General features: G+C 69.7%; 14 protein-coding genes. 5 read left to right on the forward strand and 9 right to left on the reverse strand.

The genetic code is table 11. The features are described from left to right. Positions 1-71: 71 nt before the first annotated feature. Positions 72-1,418, forward strand: coding sequence for a glutamyl-tRNA reductase (locus MHY20_RS05295; RefSeq protein ID WP_239375441.1), 1,347 nt, complete (start codon positions 72-74; stop codon positions 1,416-1,418). Then, complete coding sequence (locus MHY20_RS05300; RefSeq protein ID WP_239375443.1) at positions 1,408-1,743, forward strand: hypothetical protein; 336 nt, start codon at positions 1,408-1,410, stop codon at positions 1,741-1,743. The genes MHY20_RS05295 and MHY20_RS05300 overlap by 11 nt, the downstream gene beginning before the upstream one ends. 16 nt (positions 1,744-1,759) lie before the next feature. On the opposite strand, the gene MHY20_RS05305 is transcribed toward MHY20_RS05300, so the two are convergent. Genes MHY20_RS05305 through MHY20_RS05320 form a run of 4 tightly spaced genes read right to left on the reverse strand, consistent with a single transcriptional unit; the run spans position 1,760 to position 9,763 of the window. Beyond that, a complete protein-coding gene (locus tag MHY20_RS05305) occupies positions 1,760-3,910 on the reverse strand; it encodes an acyltransferase family protein (RefSeq protein WP_239375445.1) in 2,151 nt (716 codons plus the stop codon). Between the two features lie 7 nt (positions 3,911-3,917). After that, complete coding sequence (locus MHY20_RS05310) at positions 3,918-5,243, reverse strand: M18 family aminopeptidase (RefSeq protein WP_239375447.1); 1,326 nt, start codon at positions 5,241-5,243, stop codon at positions 3,918-3,920. Between the two features lie 34 nt (positions 5,244-5,277). Beyond that, positions 5,278-7,254: a DUF6541 family protein gene (locus tag MHY20_RS05315; RefSeq protein ID WP_239375449.1), complete on the reverse strand. Its 1,977-nt coding sequence runs from the start codon at positions 7,252-7,254 to the stop codon at positions 5,278-5,280. Positions 7,255-7,297: 43 nt separating this feature from the next. Further along, positions 7,298-9,763, reverse strand: a complete 2,466-nt coding sequence (locus MHY20_RS05320) for an acyltransferase family protein (RefSeq protein ID WP_239375451.1) — start codon at positions 9,761-9,763, stop codon at positions 7,298-7,300. 59 nt (positions 9,764-9,822) lie between these two features. Here MHY20_RS05320 and tgt point away from each other — a divergent pair, with 59 nt between their 5' ends. Both tgt and MHY20_RS05330 read left to right on the forward strand, forming a co-directional pair. Beyond that, positions 9,823-11,073: a tRNA guanosine(34) transglycosylase Tgt gene (tgt, locus tag MHY20_RS05325; protein ID WP_239375453.1), complete on the forward strand. Its 1,251-nt coding sequence runs from the start codon at positions 9,823-9,825 to the stop codon at positions 11,071-11,073. A 132-nt stretch (positions 11,074-11,205) separates the two neighbouring features. Further along, entirely contained in the window at positions 11,206-14,283 is a 3,078-nt protein-coding gene (locus MHY20_RS05330; protein ID WP_239375455.1) for a glycoside hydrolase family 2 TIM barrel-domain containing protein, read from the forward strand. Between the two features lie 12 nt (positions 14,284-14,295). On the opposite strand, the gene MHY20_RS05335 is transcribed toward MHY20_RS05330, so the two are convergent. After that, on the reverse strand, positions 14,296-14,826 hold the full coding sequence (locus MHY20_RS05335) for a hypothetical protein (RefSeq protein ID WP_239375456.1): 531 nt from the start codon (positions 14,824-14,826) through the stop codon (positions 14,296-14,298). Positions 14,827-14,938: 112 nt separating this feature from the next. On the opposite strand from MHY20_RS05335, the gene MHY20_RS05340 reads away from it, so the two are divergent. Then, positions 14,939-16,426, forward strand: a complete 1,488-nt coding sequence (locus MHY20_RS05340; protein ID WP_239375457.1) for a DUF3375 domain-containing protein — start codon at positions 14,939-14,941, stop codon at positions 16,424-16,426. Here the strand turns inward: MHY20_RS05340 and MHY20_RS05345 are convergent. The 4 genes from MHY20_RS05345 to MHY20_RS05360 are packed head-to-tail and all read right to left on the reverse strand — an operon-like array spanning position 16,396 to position 18,923. Then, positions 16,396-16,983, reverse strand: a complete 588-nt coding sequence (locus MHY20_RS05345) for a hypothetical protein (protein ID WP_239375458.1) — start codon at positions 16,981-16,983, stop codon at positions 16,396-16,398. The two genes, MHY20_RS05340 and MHY20_RS05345, sit on opposite strands and share 31 nt — an antisense overlap. Further along, positions 16,976-17,602 (reverse strand): hypothetical protein, encoded by a 627-nt coding sequence (locus MHY20_RS05350; protein WP_239375459.1) that lies wholly within the window; start codon positions 17,600-17,602, stop codon positions 16,976-16,978. The genes MHY20_RS05345 and MHY20_RS05350 overlap by 8 nt, the downstream gene beginning before the upstream one ends. A 33-nt stretch (positions 17,603-17,635) precedes the next feature. After that, positions 17,636-18,244, reverse strand: coding sequence for a hypothetical protein (locus tag MHY20_RS05355; protein ID WP_239375460.1), 609 nt, complete (start codon positions 18,242-18,244; stop codon positions 17,636-17,638). Between the two features lie 46 nt (positions 18,245-18,290). Beyond that, positions 18,291-18,923 carry a hypothetical protein gene (locus MHY20_RS05360; protein ID WP_239375461.1) on the reverse strand — a complete coding sequence of 211 codons (633 nt, stop codon included), beginning with the start codon at positions 18,921-18,923 and terminating at the stop codon, positions 18,291-18,293. Positions 18,924-18,958: the final 35 nt, after the last annotated feature.

Raw genomic sequence — 18,958 nt, forward strand, 5'->3', positions numbered from 1 at the left:
GCTCATTGTGCCCTAGTGAGCTGAACGGCGAACATTCGCGTCCCGAGCACATCAGCCTTAAGGTTGATTCCATGCTCATCGCTCTTCGCGCCACCCATGATCGGCTCGGGCTCGATGGCCTGGACCGCCTCGCACGCGGCGCTGAACGGCTCGACGCCGTGATCGGCGAGCTCAACGAGGAGCATCCGGACCAGCCCCTGATCGGCTGGGTGGTGATCGCCACCTGCAACCGCCTCGAGATCTACCTCGACGCCGACCGCTTCCACGACGCAGTCGACCTCGTGGTGCGCGCCGTCTCCCACACCAGCGGGCTCGATGAGACCACCGTCGCCGAATCCCTCGTCGCTGACGCCGGCCGCTCCAGCGCCCGCCAGCTCTTCTCCGTCGCCTCCGGCCTCGATTCCCAGGTCATCGGCGAAGCCGAGATCACCGGCCAGGTCCGCACCTCGTTCTCCGAGGCGCTCTCGGAGGGACGCACCACCAGCCTGCTCAACGACCTGTTCCAGGGCGCCATGCGCACCGCGAAGAAGGTCACCACCTCCACCCGGGTCGGCGCCGCAGGCCGCTCATCGGTCGCCGTCGCCCTCGACGCCGCCGAAGGGCTCGTGGACTCCCTGCGCAACCGCGACGCCCTCATCATCGGCACCGGTGCGATGGCCCGCATCGCGTCGGCCGAACTGCACCGCCGCCGCATCGCCACCCTGCGCGTGTTCTCCCCGTCCGGCCGCGCCCCCGGCTTCGCCGACACGCACAACGCTCTTCCCGTGACGGAGGAGGAGCTGCCGGCCGCCATCACCCGCTCCTCCGTCATCGTCGCCGCATCCGGCGGCGGCACCACCGTGCTCAGCGCCGACAACGTCCGTGCCGAGGGCGAACTGGTGATCCTCGACCTCGCCCTCCACTCGGACGTGGACGACTCCGTTGCGGCCGTGGACCGGGTGCATCTGCTGGGCCTGGCCGACATCACCGTGGAGACCGGCGAGACCGACGAGATGGAGCGCGCTCGCGGCCTTGTGGAGGACGGCGTCACCCGCTTCGAGGAGCGCCAGCGCATCCGCGCCATGGACCCTGCCGTGTCCGCGATGCGCGCCAGCGTCCGCGCGGAGGTCACCGCCGAAGTGGAGGCTGTCCGTGCCGCCCGCGGTGATGACGCCGCCGAGCAGGTGGAGCGCTCCCTCAACCGCGTGTACAACCGGCTGCTCCATTCGCCGATGGCGCGCGCCCAGGAGCTGGCACGCACCGGCAACGGGGAGAAGTTCCTCCACGCCGTCCACACCATCTTCGGCGTGGACGTCTCCGATCAGCTCAGCCTCAGCGCCTCGGACGGCCAGGCCCCGTCGGACGACCTCCACCAGCCGCCGATGACGGTGGCGCAGATGAACGACGCCATGAAAGAGGTCGACGCCCGTGTTCGATGACGTCCGCACCCTCCGCGACGAGGACCGCGCAGCCCTGCGCGCCCTCCTGAGCACCGACGCCCCCGCCTCCAGCGCCGATGCGTTCCGCGCCCTGCCCGCCATCCTGGCCGACGGGGACGACACCCCCGCCGCGGTCCGCGCCCGCATCGACCTGACCCTGCTGAGCATCCTCGACGGGTTCGTGGACAGCGCCCTCTACCAGGTGGACGAGCTGACGAAGGACGCCCGCCGCGTCGCCGATCTCAGCGGCGACCAGTCGCTGCCGCCCGCCGCCGACGCGGTGCGCGACGCCGTGGAGACAGCCGCCCAGCACTCCACGACCTGACGTGGTCCGGCCCGCATCACCAGCGGAAGCCGGACTCCTTCAGCTGCCGCTCGGCGTCCCATGACGCGGAGCGCGCGATCTCCTTCGTCACGTGGTGTTGGTCTTGGAAGACGGTGACGTTGCCCAGCACAGGTGAGCAGGTGCCGCGGGGGCAGAAGTCCGCCGTCAGATCCACCAGGTGCACGGACTTCCGGTCCGCGAGCGCCCGGTCAGCACGCTCACCCTGGAGGGCCGCCTGAAGCGGCTCCGTGCAGTCGTCCACGCTGCCGCCGGATTCGCGGCACTTTCCGGCGTGCGCGCCGAGGCGCGGGGTGTCGCGCAGACCGATCACCCGGATGCCTTCCGCCTCCAGCCGGTCGATGATCGTCTCCGTTCCTGGGGAGACGACTTCCTTGCCGTCCAGGGTGACGAACGTGGTCGCCATGACCACGGCATCTGGGCGGACCTTCAGGATGTACTCCAAGCCGCGATCCGCGAACGGCGCGCACTCGTGGCCGAAGTTGCCGGCGGCGTCCACACGGTTACCGAACGCGCAGCCGGTCTTGATGAGCTCAGCGGAGTTCCAGCCTTCTGCTTCGGCCAGCGGTTCGATCGCTGCAGCGGACTGCTGAAGCCGCGAATTGCCCACGTACAACACCAGCTTCTCGCCGGCGGGGCGGCTCGCCGGGTCGTCCATGGGGACCCGGTCCGACACTCGGGTGCGGCAGATGAGCCCGGGGAAGTCGAGGTCAATTCTGAACCCGTCGGTGCATTCGTCCGGCAGCTCGAACCAGCGGTCGGGCCGCGCAGCCGGGCCGGGCAGTTCAGGGGCCGACGGGTCTCGCTGAGGATGCGGCTCATATCCCGGTTTCAGGGTCTGTGCTCCGGGATTGTTCGCGAACGCCAGCGCCTCCTGCGCGGCCACCTGTGATGCCGCACCCCGTTCCACCGCCGTGGTGGCGCCGAAACCGATGAGCAGAGCGGCCGCCGTTACGGCAGCGCCGCGGATCGGTCTGGCCCCCGCCCATTCCCAGTGTCTGATCGGCGAATCTACGAACCGCGTCAGCAGCCATGCGGCGATGAGGGAGACCGCCACCACGAGCATCCCTGCGGTCAGGGGCAGCCGAGTCTGCGCCCGGGACGCGAGCATCACGATCAGCAGCGGCCAGTGGATGAGGTAGAGCCCGTAGGAGATGTCACCGAGGAACTGGAAGGGCCGGGACGCCAGCAGGCGGTTATGACCCGTGGTCATCACCAGCGCGGCCGCTGTCAGCGGCCACAATGCGATCAGGCCGGGGAACAGGCCCGCCACATCGACCACAGCGCCCATGGCGACCAGTGCCGCCACTGAGGTGTACGAGACGGCCGCACTCAGCGCTGGGCGCTGCGCGAACACTGCCAGGCCGCGCCCGCCCCGGTGATGCAGGGCAACCGCCACCAGAGCGCCCAGGCAGAACTCCCACAGTCTCGCTGTCGTGTCGAAATAGGCGATCTCCTGCTGCGAAGCGGTAGAGAGTGCAGACCACAGAAGGGACGCTGCGAACAGGAGCAGCAGCGCGATCGTGGTCAGGCTGAAGCGCGCGCGGGTCCTCCGATGCGCTGGAATACGACGAGTGAGGTGCGAGATCAGTGCGAACAGCGCCGGCAGCAGGATGAACACCTGCGCCTGGATCGACAGGGACCAGAAGTGCTGCAGCAGCGGGGCCCGTTCCCGGCTCGCCGCGTAGTAGTCGACGCTCTGGCCGATGAGGAACCAGTTCTCCACCTGCGCGAGGGACGCCATCGCGTGCGGCAGTTCGGCGAGAACAGTCTGCGGACCGGCCACCAGCCACGTCAGCAGGAGGAATACGGCGATGACGGCGGCAGCGGGCGGAAGGAGCCGTTTGAACGTGCGCGCCCAGTAGGCGAGGGGCGCCGTCGGCTGACCGCGCTCCCACCGGCGCAGGAACGTCCCCGTGAGGAAGAACGCGGAGACGAACAGGAACACATCCACACCGCCGGAGACCCGGCCCACGAAGACGTGGTACAGCACAACGAGCAGGACTGCGAGACCGCGCAGACCATGGATGTCGCGCCGGAACACTGGCTTGTCGGACAGGGTGGAGCGCCGGCGTCCACGGGGCTTCGCGGTGGCGCCGGGGCGGCCGACGGGTTCCCGGTGACTCTGCCGGGTCGGAAGAGTGCTCACGATCGGTTCAATGGACGGACCGGATGGCCGTCTCGGTCAGCAGGGACTTCGCCGCCAGAAACAGGTCATGCGGGTCCGTCACCGCGGTCATCTCCCGCAGAGAGTGCATCGACAGGATCGGCACACCCACATCCACGGTGAGGAAGCCGAGACGGGTCGCGGTGATCGGGCCGATCGTCGAACCGCACGGCATCGCATTGTTCGAGACGAACTCCTGCGAGGTGACACCGGCGGCGGCGCACGCGGCCGCCCAAGCTGCTGCGCCGCGGCCATCGGTCGCATACCGCTGGTTCGCGTTGATCTTCAGGATGGGACCGCCGCCCGCGACCGGCAGGTTCGCCGGGTCGTGCCGCTCCGCATAGTTCGGGTGCACACTGTGGCCCACATCCGAGGACACCAGAAGGCTGCCCGCGAACGCCCGCCGGCGCGACGCCTCATCCCCGCCGAGCGCCAGGTGCAGGCGCACCAGCACGTCCTCCAGGAACGGACCGGCCGCACCCGACCGTGTCGCGGAGCCCACCTCCTCATGGTCGTTCGAGACGAACACGGCGATGTGGTCCGCAGGCTCAGCATCGATCATGGCGCGCACACCCGCGTGCGTGGACAGCAGGTTGTCGAGGCGGCCCGAAGCGAACAGCTCCTCGCGGGCACCGATCACAGCGGGCGCCTGCGTGTCCGCGGTGACGATGTCGTACCCGGCGATGTCGGCCGGTTCCACCGGCGCCGTCTCACCCGTCACCGGGTCCTCAGCGCGCGCGGCAAGGTCGGCGAGCACATCGTGCTCGTCGGCGGCGAGCCCGGTGATCGGCTGCAGATGCCGCTGCGGATCCAGCTTCAGCCCCTCGGAGTTCACCTGGCGGTCCAGGTGGATCGCCAGCTGCGGGACGCGGAGGTACGGGCCGGTGCGGACGAGACGGACGGTCCCGTCGGCCAGGACGATCCGTCCCGCCAGTGCCAGGTCGCGGTCGAGGAACGAGTTCAGCAGCGCCCCGCCGTACACCTCGACGCCGACCTGGGAGAACCCGGCGGCGCTGGTGGAGGACTTCGGCTTCAGCTTCAGCGACGGCGAATCCGTGTGCGCGCCGAAGATCGTCAGCGGCGTGGTGGGGCCGGCACCCGTCGGCACCGCGGCGGCGATGATCGAGCCGTCCCGCACCACGAACACCCGCGAGCCCGGCTCGATCTGCCAATCGTCCTCTTCGCGCAGTTCGGAGAAGCCGGCCTCCCGCAGGCGGCGAGCGGATTCGCGCACCGCGTGGTAGCTGGAGGGGGAGGCGGTCACGAACGCGGCGAGATCATCGACGAACTCGCGGGCGTCGGCGAGGCGGGGCATGGGGTGTCCTTTCGAGGGGGAGAAGGGCTTCCGTTCAGCGTACGCGACCGTCGGTGCCGCGGCAGGGCTTCATACGAAGCAGCTTCGCGTCCCCCACCTGGTGCACCACTTCGGCGGCACCCGTCTCGGAGATCTCATTGAGGCCCGTGTAGGTGGCGCTGCCCTCGCCGATCTCATCCGGCCCGAAGTCCAGGGCATAGTCGACCCCGAGATCGTGCATCGCATCGCACACCTTCGGGTCCTCCTGCGCGTCATCGAGCTTCGCGTTCAGCAGGTGCTGCTCACGCGGGGCGGAGAAGCTGACCGTGTAGTTGAGGACCTGTCGGTCGCCGATCGCATACGCCAGCGACGACCCGTTCAGCGCGTTCGTGGCGATGACCGCATCCTCCGGCACATAGGCGGGCAGGGAACGCATGAGGACCTTCTCGTCATCGCTGACGAGGCGACCCGGGCGCCACTGGTTGTGAGCGATCTCCACCACTCGCTCTGATGCCCACGACATCGAGCTGAGAGCACCCACAACAACGAGTCCGACCAGAACGATGCGCGGGCTCGCCCACTTCTCGGCAATGACCTCCGCGGCCAGGCCGATCGCGGGCAGTGCCACGACGAGCGGGATCGCCGCCATGCGCCACTGGTCGCTGTAGAACGGGCCGGTGACGTCGTAGCGCAGCGGCTGCTCGTTGACCGCCAGCGCCACGTAGAACACCCACGCCGCCGCCGCGAACGACACAACGAGGAAGGAGAAGCGGCCCCGGTGGGCCACCGCGGCGATCACCAAGCACACCAGGGTGAGACCGGCCAGCAGGATCTCCTGACGGACGTCTGGGAAACCGAGGGCGAAGATCTGCCGCAGCGCCTGCAGCGGCGTGGAGTCCGCCTTCCAGACCGCGGCGGAGGCCGCCGGGGGTCGCAGGGCGGTCCACACCCACCAGGCGAGCGTGCCCGCCAGTGCGAGCGCGACAGCGCTGAACACTGCCCATCCCCAGCGGCGACCGATCAGGTGATGAACCACGGTCCACGCGATCATCGGCACCAGCAGCAGGAAACCGGCGTGCACGCCCTGCGGGTGCGCCACCGCCACCGCGGCCGCTGCCAGTGCTGCCAGGGGAACCGCTACCAGGGGATGGACGTTCGTCCCAGTGCTGATCCTGACGGCGAGCGCCACGATCGCCACCAGTGCCGGCATGAGCGTCATCGCCAAGAGGAACGGCAGCAGGATCCCGAACACGCCGGGCCCGTACGGGAATCCCATGAACATGCCGGCGACCATGCCGGTGGCGAGCAGGCCGACGCGGCGCAGCCCCAGCACGTCCTTCGCAATGGCCAGCAGACCCAGGGGCCACACGATGCCGCTGACCACGAACATGAGGGCGTTCTGCGCCAGCCAGATCGGGGCGCTGAACATGATCACCGGGAGGGACGCGATCTGGTGCCACGCCGAGGGGTAGTACGACGGCGGGTGGTCCTTGATCGTCAACGACCCTACGTTCCAGGCGGAGGCGCTGCCCGTGTTCTCGATCCAGCGGATCGCATTCATATGGAAGATGTTGTCGTACGTCTGGCTGATCTCCACCGGCGTGCCCATCAGCAAGCAGAACGTCCAGGTGGTCACCACTGCGGCGATCGCGAGCGCGACCGGCACGGCGGGGTCATGGCGGCGCAGAACACGAGTCGCGCCGCGGGATCTGCTCGACGCTCGGTGGCCTCCGTCGGCGTCCTGCACGGCCCGCTCACTGGCACGTCGGCGGCGCAGACGCACCGGCAGCATCGCCAGCGCCGTCACCGCGACGAACAGCAGGGTCACCGCCAGCACCGGCAGCGGCGACCAGCTCACGCCCAGTCGCGCTGCACTCTCCGCAGCGACGAACACGATCACCACGGACACGGGAGCGGCAAGCGCGGTGCGAGATGTCCAACTCAGCGGCAGCTGCCAGGTGATGGCGCTGCCGGGCAGGAACAGGACCGCGATGGCGGTCAGCGCCGAGGCGAACAGGTACAGATAGTCCACGAATTGTCCTTGTGCGGGGGCCGGGGAGCGGCGGTTCCCACCATTATGGGGTCACCAACAGGTCGGGGTAGGACTCGGCGATGACCTCCAGCATCCGAGGCTGCATCGCTGTGGCGAACACCTTCGAGACATGGTTGGAGTCCATGAACACCGCGGTGTTGCCCTGGACGGGCACGCACTGGCCCGACGGGCAGATCTCGGGAGTGAGATCGGCCGTCACCACGCGGCCGGGCCCGGGGGCAGCCGACGCTGTCAGCACCTGCGGGTCGACGAGGGACAGCACAGAGGCAGCGGGGACCCCGCACTGGGCGTTCGCGTCCGCTCCTGTGCCGTCGTTCTCCAGGACCTTCTCCGCGCACGTGTACATGTTCTGGGAGAACCGGGGGTTGTCACGAATGGTGAGAACGTCGATTCCGCGCGCGGTGAGTTCGGCGGTGCCGGAGGCCATACCAGCCAGCGCGACGTCTCGGTTGCGGCCGAGGTCCACGGCTGACCCGTTGATGACGACCAGATCAGGCTTCAGCGCAGTCGCCTGGTCGATCACCCAATCGCGGTAGCCGGCGCAGCGGTCCTCCGGGTTGGGGGCGTCGGCGAAGGGGCAGGCGTCCATGTGCATGCTGATGATCTGCCAGTTGCCCTTCTCGGCGGCGGATTCCATCGCCGGAATCCACTGGCGGGCGTGAGAGGACCCGGCCACGAGCACCAGGTGGTCGTAGTCGGCGTCGGCGGGCAGGCGCATGTCGCAGTGCTGGCCGGGGAACGCTGCAGGGGCACCGGGACCGGAGCAGCGGTACCGCTGGGCTGGCCACTGGCTGTCGAGCTGATGCCCCGCAGGCACGAGGTCACCGGCGCGCACGTCGGCCGGCTCGGGTGCCTTCTGCTTCTCCTGAACACCGGAGGTGGGGCCGATGGCGGCGGTCCTCTCCGCTTCGGTGGACAGCTGGTAGCGCCAGCCGAACGCGCCGCCGGCCACGAGCGCGAGGCACAGGCCGATGACGGCGAGGGACCGGCCCGTGGGGGCGGCCTTCCAGCGGGGGTGGCGGAACCGCGAGTCCACCAGGCGGGTCAGCGCCCAGGAGATGAGCAGGGAGACCGCGATGATCGCGAACCCGTCGGCCAGGCCCGCGCGGGGCTTGTCGAGCACATGCAGGGTGAGCACGAGGATCGGCCAGTGCACCAGGTACATCGCGTAGGAGATGGAGGCGAGCGAGCGCGGCAGTCGCATGGTGAGGATGCGGTCGAAGCCCCAGCGGGTGCCGGAGTGGCCCGCGGCGATGATGAGCGCGGCGGCGGTGATCGGCCAGATCGCGATCCAGCCGGGGAACTGGCCCTGCACATCGAGCACGATGCCGGTGGAGACCAGCAGGCCGAATCCGACCCAGCCGGCGAGGCCGCGCAGCACGGCGGAGCCGGGGCGGGAGCCGGAACCGGGGCGTTCGGCGCGGGTGGCGCGGTCGATGCGGGGCAGCAGCAGCGCCAGCAGGGTGCCGGCGGCGACCTCCCACAGGCGCGCCTGGGTCGAGAAGTACGCGGCGGTCTGCTCGGTGGCGGTGAGGTGGACGGAGTAGGCGAGGGAGGCGGCGAACAGGGCGCCGAACAGGGCGAACGCGAACGCCTTCGGCTTCGCGCCCGGCCGGCGGGACACCAGCGCCACCAGACCGAACAGCAGCGGCCACAGCAGGAACACCTGCCCCTGCAGGCTGAGGGACCAGAAGTGCTGCAGCGGGGAGGCGACCGAGATGTCCTGGGCGTAGTAGTCGACTGCTTCGCTGCTCAGCAGGATGTTCTGCCAGTAGGTGGCGGAGGCGAGCGCCTGCGTGATCATCGGCTGCCAGGCCGACGGCGGCAGCAGGAACCGGGTCGCGATCAGCACCGCGAGGATCACGATCACCGCGGGCGGCATCAGACGGGTGAAGGTGCGCAGCCAGGTGCGGATGGGGTTGCCGAGGGACCCGGTGCGCAGCCGCCGCCCGAACGACGCGGACAGCAGGAACGCGGAGATGAACAGGAACACGTCCACACCGCCGGAGACCCGCCCGAACCACACATGGAAGACGACGATCAGCGCGACCGCAACGGTGCGCAGGCCCTCGATCTCGGGCCGGAAGTGGGAGGTTCGGCGGCGGGCCGACGGGGGCCGCAGGTCGTCAGGGTCCGCAACGGGGCCGGAGCGCCATAGGTCGATGGAGGTGCTGCCCGGTGCGGCGCCGGCGGCGGGACCGCCCAGGGCGGGGTCGTCGGCGTCGGTGGGGGAGGAGGCGTCGGGGCCGACGGAGCCGCGCTCGAGCGCGTCCCAGTCGGGGAAGTCGTCGCGGGCGTCGTCGTCCAGCCAGGCGGGGGAGGCGTCCCAGGGGGAGTCGTCGCCCCCGGATCCCCAGGCCGCGAAGTCCTCGAAGTCGTCCTCGACGGGGTCCTGGGTCCAGTGGAAGTCCTCGCCGGCGGGTTCACCGGAGCGCGAGGGCTCCTGCAGGAAGTCCTCGAGGCTGAACACGGGGCCGCGATTCGACATCGAGCCGAGTGTAGTCGGCCCTTGACGGGGATGTGAGGCACTCGTGGGAAACTTCATGCATGCCTCGAACCACGTCCTTCTCCCTCGGCACCCGTGCCGCAGATTCCCGCGCCCGCACCGGTGTCATCTCCACCCCGCACGGCGACATCGCCACGCCTGCGTTCATCCCCGTCGGCACGAAGGCGACGGTGAAGGCGGTGCTGCCGGAATCCGTGGCGCAGCTCGGCGCCCAGGCGGTGCTCGCCAACGCCTACCACCTGTACCTCCAGCCCGGCCACGACCTCATCGACGAGTCCGGTGGCCTCGGCCGCTTCATGAACTGGCCCGGCCCCACCTACACCGATTCCGGCGGCTTCCAGGTGATGAGCCTCGGCGCCGGGTTCAAGAAGGTGCTCAGCGAATCGTTCTCCGGCAATCAGCGGGCCACCACCCCGTCGGGCCGCGATGATGACGTGGAGGCCGGCAAGGACCGCCTCGCCCACGTCGATGACGACGGTGTGGACTTCCGCTCCTTCATCGACGGCTCTCAGCACCGCTTCACCCCCGAAGTGTCGATGCAGATCCAGCACGGTCTCGGCGCGGACATCATGTTCGCGTTCGATGAGCTGACCACCCTGATGAACTCCCGCCGCTACCAGGAGGAGGCGCTGGAGCGCACCCGCCTGTGGGCCCAGCGGTGCCTGGCGGAGCACGCCCGCCTCACCGAGGAGCGGCAGCACAAGCCCTACCAGCAGCTGTGGGGCGTCATCCAGGGCGCCCAGTACGAGGACCTGCGGCGCAAGGCCGCCCGCGACCTCGGGTCGATGGAGGTGGACGGCTGGAGCTTCGACGGTTTCGGCATCGGCGGTGCGCTGGAGAAGGAGAACCTCGGCACGATCGTCGGCTGGGTGACGGACGAACTGCCCGACGAGAGGCCCCGCCACCTGCTGGGCATCTCCGAAGTGGACGACCTGTTCGTCGCGATCGCCGCCGGCGCGGACACCTTCGACTGCGTGTCCCCGTCGCGCGTGGCCCGCAACTCCGCGGTGTACACCCGCACCGGCCGGGTCAACCTGACGGGAGCGAAGTACCGCCGTCAGTTCTCTCCGATCGACGACACCTGCGACTGCTACACCTGCCAGAACTACACCGCCGCCTACGTCCACCATCTGTTCCGCGCGAAGGAGATGCTGTCCTCCACCCTGTGCACCATCCACAACGAACGATTCGTGGTGCGGCTGGTCGACGAGATCCGCGAGTCCATCACGAACGGCACGTTCGCCGAGCTGCGGGAGGAGCGCACCGGCCAGTACTACGGCGAGGTGCGGTAGCGACCCGTCAGCGGCGCCGTCGGCGGTCGCCGCCGGCGGCGATCCGGACATCGCCCAGCTGGAACTGAAGATCCTGCCGAGTTCGCTGTTGGAGGCGGCGGCCTGACCGACGGTGCTGTGAAGGAGTGACCCGTGTCGACACTGCCGATTCCTGACATCCACACTGGTGAGGGCCGCCTCGCGCCCCGCGCGTGGCTGCGGTCGGACGCCCCCGAGCTGTCCCTCGACGGCGACTGGGCCTTCCGCTTCGCCCCGGACGGGGAGCGGTTCGGGGAGAAGACCAGCATCCGGGTGCCCGGCATGTGGCAGCTGCAGGGCCACGGCGCCCCGCAGTACACGAACTTCATCTACCCGTTCCCGCTCGATGTCCCGCATGTCCCGTCGGAGAACCCGACGGGGGACTATCTGCGCACGTTCGAGCTGTCCGCCGAGTGGGGGAGCGCCCTGGCCGACGGCGCCCGCGTGTTCCTCCGTTTCGACGGCGTGGACTCGCACGGGCAGGTCGAGGTGAACGGGACGCGGCTCGGGGCGACGGCGGGGTCGCGCCTCACCCAGGAGTTCGACGTCACCGAGGCTCTCACCTCGGGTGAGAACAGTCTGCGGGTGCTGGTGCGGCAGTGGTCCGCCAATTCGTACGTGGAGGACCAGGACATGTTCTGGCTCTCCGGCATCTTCCGGTCGGTGACGCTGCTGCTGCGGCCTGCCGGCGGCCTGCACGACCTCACGGTCAGCACCGACTTCGACGCCGCCGCCGGGACCGGTTCGCTGAGCATCCGGCCCGATCTCCTCACGGCCTCCGTCGGCACCGTGATCTCCGGCCTGGAGGAGCATGAGGCGGCGCAGCAGGTGCCGCCGGAGCGGATCGAGCTGGTGATCGAGGAGCTCGGCATCCGACGCGTGCTGACCGCCGGAGAGACCACGACGGTGGATATGGGCAACGTGGAGCCGTGGAGCGCGGAGACTCCGCGCCTGTACGATGCGCTGGTCCGCACCCCGAGTGAGTGCGTGTCGGTCCGGCTCGGCTTCCGCCGAGTGGAGCGCGTAGGGGAGAGGATCCTCGTCAACGGACAGCGCGTCGTGTTCCGCGGGGTGAACCGCCATGAGGTGGATGCCGTGACCGGGCGGACGCAGAACCCGGCGAATGAGGACCGCGACCTGGAGCTGATGAAGCAGCACAATGTGAACGCGGTCCGCACCTCCCACTACCCGCCGCATCCGCGCTTCATCGAGCGGTGCGACGAGCTGGGGATGTATGTGATCTGCGAAGGCGACTTCGAAGCGCACGGCTTCCACCTGGACCGCACCGAGTCCGATGACCGCGGCACGCAGCGTCGACCGGCGAACGATCCGCGGTTCGAGAAGACGCTCGTGGAGCGGACGCGCCGGTTCCTGCACCGCGACAAGAACCATGCCTCGATCATCATGTGGTCGATCGGCAATGAGTCCTCCACCGGCACCGTGACGGACGCGATGTGCGCGGCGGTGCGGGAGATGGACGACGGTCGTCTGCTCATCTATGAGCAGGACTATCTGGGGCGCACCGTGGATGTGCATTCGCTGATGTACCCGGATCATCGCCGCAGTGAGGCGATCGGCGCCCGAAACATCGATGACGACCTCGCGGACCTGCTGATGCGCCTGTGCCTGGATGCCGGGGTCGATGCCGATATGGACACGGTGCGGTCGGCGCGGGCGTGGAGCCTGCCGTTCCTGTGGATCGAATACGCCCACGCGATGGGGAACGGCGCGGGTGCGCTGAAGGAGTACTGGGATCTGGTGTGGCGCTATGAGGCGCTGCACGGCGGGTTCATCTGGGAGTGGATCGACCACGCCCTGCTCACCACGACCGCGGACGGCACCGAGGTCTACGGCTACGGCGGCGACTTCGGGGAGCGCATCCACGACGGCAACTTCGTGGCCGACGGCCTCGTCCTCCCGGACCGCACGCCGTCGCCGGCGCTGCTGGACATGAAGCAGGTGTACGCACCCATCGCGTTCGGTTTCGAAGGCGCGGACGGGTCCGTGCAGTTGCGCATCCGCAACCAGTACGCGTTCCTCAGCACCGATCATCTGCGCGTCGAGCTCTCGATCGATGAGCAGCGCACGTGGTCGGAGCTGGAGATGGAGCCGGTCCCGGCGGGCGGGGGCGCCCTCGTGCCGGTGCCGAACGGTGAGGTGCTGACGGTGCGGGCGGTTCTGCGTGACGCTGATGCGGTCCTGCCGCGGGCGCTGCCGGCTGGGCACGTCGTCTCGATCGCGGACCGTGTGGCTCTGCGGGCCCCGTCGGCCCCTGCCGCGCCTTCCAGCACCGGCACCGCACCCAGCGCACCCGCCGCGGGCGCCTGCTCCGCCTCGGACGCGTCCCCTGCGCTCCCGGAGGAGGCGGCCGACGGCACCTGGCGCCTCGGCCCGGCGCGGTTCGACCGCCACGGGTCCCTCGAGCGTCTGGGGGACCTGCCCGTCACGTGGGCGGGTGTGGACCTCACGCGCGCCCCTGTGGACAACGAACGCGCCTTCACCTGGACCGGTCTGGAGACCCGCTGGCGGGCTGTCTGCCTGGACGTCGCACAGCTGCGACTGGCGTCGGCGGAGGCGGACGGTGCATCGCTGCGGTTCGCCAAGCGGCTCGGTCTGCCGGGCACCGGCATCGGTGCGGACATCCGCGAAACGTGGACGGCCGACAGCGGCGGCGTCCACGTCGCCGTCGATGTGGAGTTCGACGGGTGGCCGGATGACCTGCCGGTTCCGCGCATCGGCTACACGCTCGCGATCGACGCTGCCCCCGCTGCCGGCGACGACGCCGTCACCTACCGCGGCTACGGGCCGTTCGAGCGCTACCCGGATACCGGCAGCGGCACCACGTTCGCCACCTGGAGGCGGTCGATCGCGCAGATGAGCACGCCGTACGTGTTCCCGCAGGAGAACGGCAACCGTCACGGTGTGCGGTCCGCGCAGATCCGCACCGCTGCGGGGGTCCTAGGGCTGCGCACCGACAGCGGCCTGGGTCTGGCGGTGCGGCCCTGGTCCTCAGCGGAGCTGGACCGTGCCCAGCACGACGGGGAGCTGCGGCCCGACGGCCGGACGTGGGTGACGCTGTCGGCGGCTCTGCACGGCGTCGGCTCCGCGGCCTGCGGACCGGGTCCGTTGGATCAGCACCTGCTGATGGCGCGCCCGGCGTCGTTCGGCTTCGCACTGAGCCCTGAGCACTGAGCCCGCCCGGTGTCACCTCTTCGCGGTGGTGAACGCGATGATCGAGCTGATGACGCTGAGCAGTGTGAGCACCGGCGACACGATCATCACCCCGATCACGCCGAGGCCGATCAGGCCCATCTGATCGTCGGTGAGGGTGCTGTTGTTGACGCCGACTGCGATCACAGCCGCCAGCAGCAGGACCACGCCGGCGGCGGCGAGGATCACCAGCAGGGCCGCCGTGAGGGAGAAGAAGCGGGAGGCGCCGCCGTGCCGGATCGCGGCGATCAGGCTTCCGATCACGGTGAGGAACGCGAAGCCGCCGTTGATGGCGAGAAGCACGAGGAAGAACGCGCCGAACACCGCGGACGAGTCCTCGCTGCTGCTGACCCCGCTCATCACCAGCATGCCGGCGGCGATGCCGCCACCGGCGAGGGTGATGAGGTTGAGGATCAGCGCGGTGAGGAGGCTGGTGCGGCTGACCGGCTGGACGGGAGTCCAGGCGGGAGCACCGAAGCCGGCAGGTGCGGCGCTGCAGCCGACGGGGGCGGGGTAGGCGGTCATGGTGGAACCTCTGCTTCCAGGTAACGGGGTCGTGGATGTCTTCGACCGTAATCGCCGTCCGCCAGGGCCGCGAGGGGCACTGGTGCCCGGGCCGATTGATACCCTGGGGCGCGTGAAGCACCAGGGAGCACCGGGCGCGCAGCGCCTCACAGCCGGTGAGCGCAAGTCCGCCTACGAGAAGCTGCGCCGCATGTCGACGTGGCGCCTGCTGAGCGCCCACAAAGCACCTGCTGTGCTGGCGATCCTGCAGTCCGTGTTCCCCGCCGGTGACCGGCGCCTGGAGCGCAGTGAGATGGTGGCGCGGGTCAACACGCACCTCGGCCTGCTGCACGACGACGATGAGCAGCGCACCACCGCCGGCGACTACGTGGACTCGTGGGTGCGCGAGGGCTACCTGACGCGCCGCGACGATCCCCATTCGGTGGAGACCACGTTCGAGCCGTCGCCCGCCACGGTGGACGCCGTCCAGTTCATCGCGTCCCTGGAGGAGCACAACCCGACCACAACGGAGTCCCGCCTCACCCTGGTGCTGCAGCAGTTCGAACGCCTCGCCCAGGAGACGGAGACGGACCGTGACGTGCGCCTGCGGGACCTGCAGCAGCGCCGGGAGGACATCGAGCGGGAGATCCGGGAGCTGTCCGAAGGGGAGCTGATGCTGCCCAGCCAGGACACGTCCGTGGACCGCCTGAAGGACATCCTGCTGATCGCCGACCGCCTCTCCGGCGACTTCCTGCAGTACCGAGAGGACCTGCGGGCTGTGGACCTGCATCTGCGTGAGCAGATCCTCTCGCCCGAGGGCTCCCGCGGTGAGATCCTCGAACAGCTCCTCGCCGGGGACGACCTCCTCGGCCAGTCCACGGTGGGGCGCACCTTCACCGCCTTCTTCCGCCTGCTGAACGACCCGCGGCAGAACGAGCAGGCGCAGGACGTGGTGGACCGGCTGCTCTCCCGCGAGTTCGCGAAGAAGCTGACCCGCGCGGAGCGGGAGAAGCTCGCGAACGTATTCAGCGACCTGTACGAGCCGGCGCAGGAAGTGCTCGATGTGAAGACCGAGCTGTACCGGTCCCTGGCACGGTTCGTCCGCTCCCAGGACTTCCGCCAGCACCGGGTCCTGCTGGACCTGCTGCAGGAGGCGCAGGGCATCGCCCTGGCGCAGAAGGACGAGGTGCCGCCGAAGTCGCCGTTCCCGATGGAGCTGGACCTCACCCGCATCCAGGTGACGAGCGTGGCCCAGCACGTTCTGAAGGACCCGTCGGACCCGGGCCTGCCCGCCGAAGCGGTGGTGCACGACGCCACCATGCTCAGCCCGGAAGCCCTCGAGGACCTCGTGCAGACCAACGACATCGACCTGGCCGGCCTCACCGCCCGCGTCAACGACACCGTCGCGGCCCGCGGGCAGGCGACGGTCGGCTCCCTCGTCCGCGACGGAGCCGCCACCCAGGGTCTGGCGTCCGTGGTGGGCCTGATGCTGCTGGCCACGCAGTACGCCTCGAAGCGCGAAGGCGATGCGGAGCTGATCCAGTGGGTGGAGCCGGGCGATGTGCCGTACGCGGCGAAGATCCCCGCGTTCTACTTCCTCGAGGCCCTGCCGGACGCCTGAGCGCCCGCGCTCGCGGACCCCGCCGGCGCCGGCCCTGAGCGCTCTGCTCGCGCGTGCCGGACGGCGATCCAGCTGAGCACCGCGGAGGCGATCGGCAGAACAGTCAGCAGCAGCACCAGCGCCAGCACATCTGCCCACCATTGAGGCGACGCGGCGTCGGAACGCGTGGCGCTCGGACCCCCAGCCAGGGCGAACCAGACGACGAGACCGACGACGGCGAGGAGCAGGGCTGCGCCGCCGGCACCGGCGTATGCGCGCACCCGTCGGCCCCCGAACACCAGCAGCACCGCGTCCGCAGCCAGGGTCACCAGAGCCGCCGCCGTGACCACGAGCAGGCCCACGACCATGGCGAACAGCAGGCGCCCCAGCCACTCGGTCCCGTCCTGCCCCTGCCGGTCCGCTACGGGGATGAGCAGCGCGGACACGGCGAAGGCAGCGGTGGTGAGCGTCGCCGTGATCGTGGCGCAGACGGCCCCCGTCAGCTCCGCAGCCCGGTGACGGCGAGAACCCGTCGGGATCCCCGAGAGCGGAGCCGACGGGTTCTGCACCTCAGGCACGGGCACTCTCAGCGGGCCGGGCCGGGGCGGCGGGGGTGCTGGTCGGCAGTGCCCGCCCGGCGGTGACGTCCCGGCGAGCGGCACGAGCAGCCAGCGCATTGGCCGCCGCCGCCAGGAACAGCGGCAGGGCGATGAACAGGAGCCTCGCCAGAATGATGCCGATGACCATCCCGAGTCGCTCCGCCTCGCTGGCTCCCGGCCCTGGGAGAGAGGTGCCCTCGCCGTCGATGTCCGCGACCAGTCTGCCGAGGTTGACCAGACCGCTGAACAGGACGAGGACCAGCGATGCAGCCGCCCAGGCTCGCACCCTGCTCGGGCCGCGCACCAGCAGCACGACGTCCAGAGCAACGACAGTCAGTCCCGTCAGGAGCCCGAGCAGGACGAACAGAACGGCTGTGATGACCAGCACCGTCGGAACGACCTCGTTCGGATCCCGCATAACAGGGGAGAGCCCCGCCGCCACCACCGGCAGGATCGATCGGTACACGGTGACGCACACCGCGGTGACGACCGCGGCGATCAGGGCGATGCGGGCGAGCACCTGTGTGGTGCGGGCGCGTCTGATGACCGCCCCGGCGTTGGCCGGTGCCAGCGGGTCAGCGGGAACAGCGGTGGACATGGCTCTTCGCGACGTTCACGGACGGCACGGGGATCAGTGCGCGGCGGACCGCAGGCCGGTTTCGGCGGACCGGTACGAGGACCAGGCGCCGAATGTGCCGATCGCCTTGACGATGATCGTGAGCACCGACATGACCAGGGCCGCAACAGCGATGGTGGTGAAGCTGACCGCACCCGGTGCGGCGACGGTGAGTGCACCGATGATGAGGCCGACCACGACGATCACCGCGAGGTTCACCAGCTGCATGGCGCCGCAGATGATGGCGCCCCTGCGGATCTGACCCGAGCCCTTCACAGCGACGATGATCGCGAGGACGAACGTGATGAGGGCGACCACGATGAACACCAGGCCGACGGCGCTGCTGGCGACGTCCGCGCCGGACAGGGAGGCGGCGTCACGGGGGCTGGGATCGCCCGAGAAGTTCTGCGCCGTCTCGATGATCGTGGAGACGAGCGTGTACATCAGGCCGAGCCCGCTGAGAATCAGCAGGACGAACGAGAGAGTGCGCAGGGTCTTCAGCTCGCTGGTGGCCGGCTCCGAGCCGTACAGACCGCCGTGCGGGGCCCCGGCCGGCTGAGCGGTCGGGCCCGGTCGGCCGGACGGATCAGGCTGGTTCGGCTGCTGCTGGGGTGCGGAGGACATGGGTTTCCTTTCGTCGAGTGGAGGGGGATCAGCGAGGCGGGGCGGCTCAGAGGGAGCCGGCCCGGACCGCCTCGTGAGCGGACTTCGCGGAGATGATCGCGGCAACGGTGCCGACGGTCTTGATGAGCAGGACGAGCAGACCGCCGATGAGGGCGACGATGCCGAGGGCGACGCCCCCGCCGGAGGAAGCGGACGAGGCGACGATGATGCCGATGATCATGCCGGCCACGAAGGAGACGATGAGGTTCACCGGAAGCAGGGCCCCACAGATGATCGCACCGGTGCGGGTCCGCCCCCGCCCCATGATCGCCACGATGATCGCAAGGACGAACACGAGGATGGAGATGCCGCCGAACAGCAGGCCGATGAGGCCGCTGGCAACGCTGGCACCGGTGACATCGGTCGAAGCGGCATCGGTGCTGACAGCGCCGCTGATGAACCCGGAGATCATCGAGATGACCTGGTAGAGCAGGCCGAGCAGGCTCAGCGCCGCCATCACGATCGCCAGGATGCGGACCGTGCCCGCGTTCGGGTTCGAGGGCTGCATGCCGAACTGCTGGCCGCCGTACTGCTGATTGCCGAACTGCTGGCCCCCGAAGGGCTGGTTGCCGGACGGCTGGCCGCCGAAGGGCTGGTTGCCGGACGGCTGGCTGGGCTGGAACTGCGGTGTGGAGGACATGGAGTGTTTCCTTTCGTCGAGTGGAGGGGGTGTGC

The sequence above is a fragment of the Helcobacillus sp. ACRRO genome (assembly GCF_022347125.1).
GTDB classification, from domain to species: Bacteria; Actinomycetota; Actinomycetes; order Actinomycetales; family Dermabacteraceae; genus Helcobacillus; species Helcobacillus massiliensis.

What these genes read in the sequence shown, in the direction of transcription:
- MHY20_RS05295 (WP_239375441.1), top strand. Translation starts at nt 72, where the DNA reads ATGCTCATCGCTCTTCGCGCCACCCATGATCGGCTCGGGCTCGATGGC.
- MHY20_RS05310 (WP_239375447.1), bottom strand. Translation starts at nt 5,243, where the DNA reads ATGCCCCGCCTCGCCGACGCCCGCGAGTTCGTCGATGATCTCGCCGCG.
- MHY20_RS05335 (WP_239375456.1), bottom strand. Translation starts at nt 14,826, where the DNA reads ATGACCGCCTACCCCGCCCCCGTCGGCTGCAGCGCCGCACCTGCCGGC.
- MHY20_RS05350 (WP_239375459.1), bottom strand. Translation starts at nt 17,602, where the DNA reads ATGTCCACCGCTGTTCCCGCTGACCCGCTGGCACCGGCCAACGCCGGG.
- MHY20_RS05320 (WP_239375451.1), bottom strand. Translation starts at nt 9,763, where the DNA reads ATGTCGAATCGCGGCCCCGTGTTCAGCCTCGAGGACTTCCTGCAGGAG.
- tgt (WP_239375453.1), top strand. Translation starts at nt 9,823, where the DNA reads ATGCCTCGAACCACGTCCTTCTCCCTCGGCACCCGTGCCGCAGATTCC.
- MHY20_RS05360 (WP_239375461.1), bottom strand. Translation starts at nt 18,923, where the DNA reads ATGTCCTCCACACCGCAGTTCCAGCCCAGCCAGCCGTCCGGCAACCAG.
- MHY20_RS05355 (WP_239375460.1), bottom strand. Translation starts at nt 18,244, where the DNA reads ATGTCCTCCGCACCCCAGCAGCAGCCGAACCAGCCTGATCCGTCCGGC.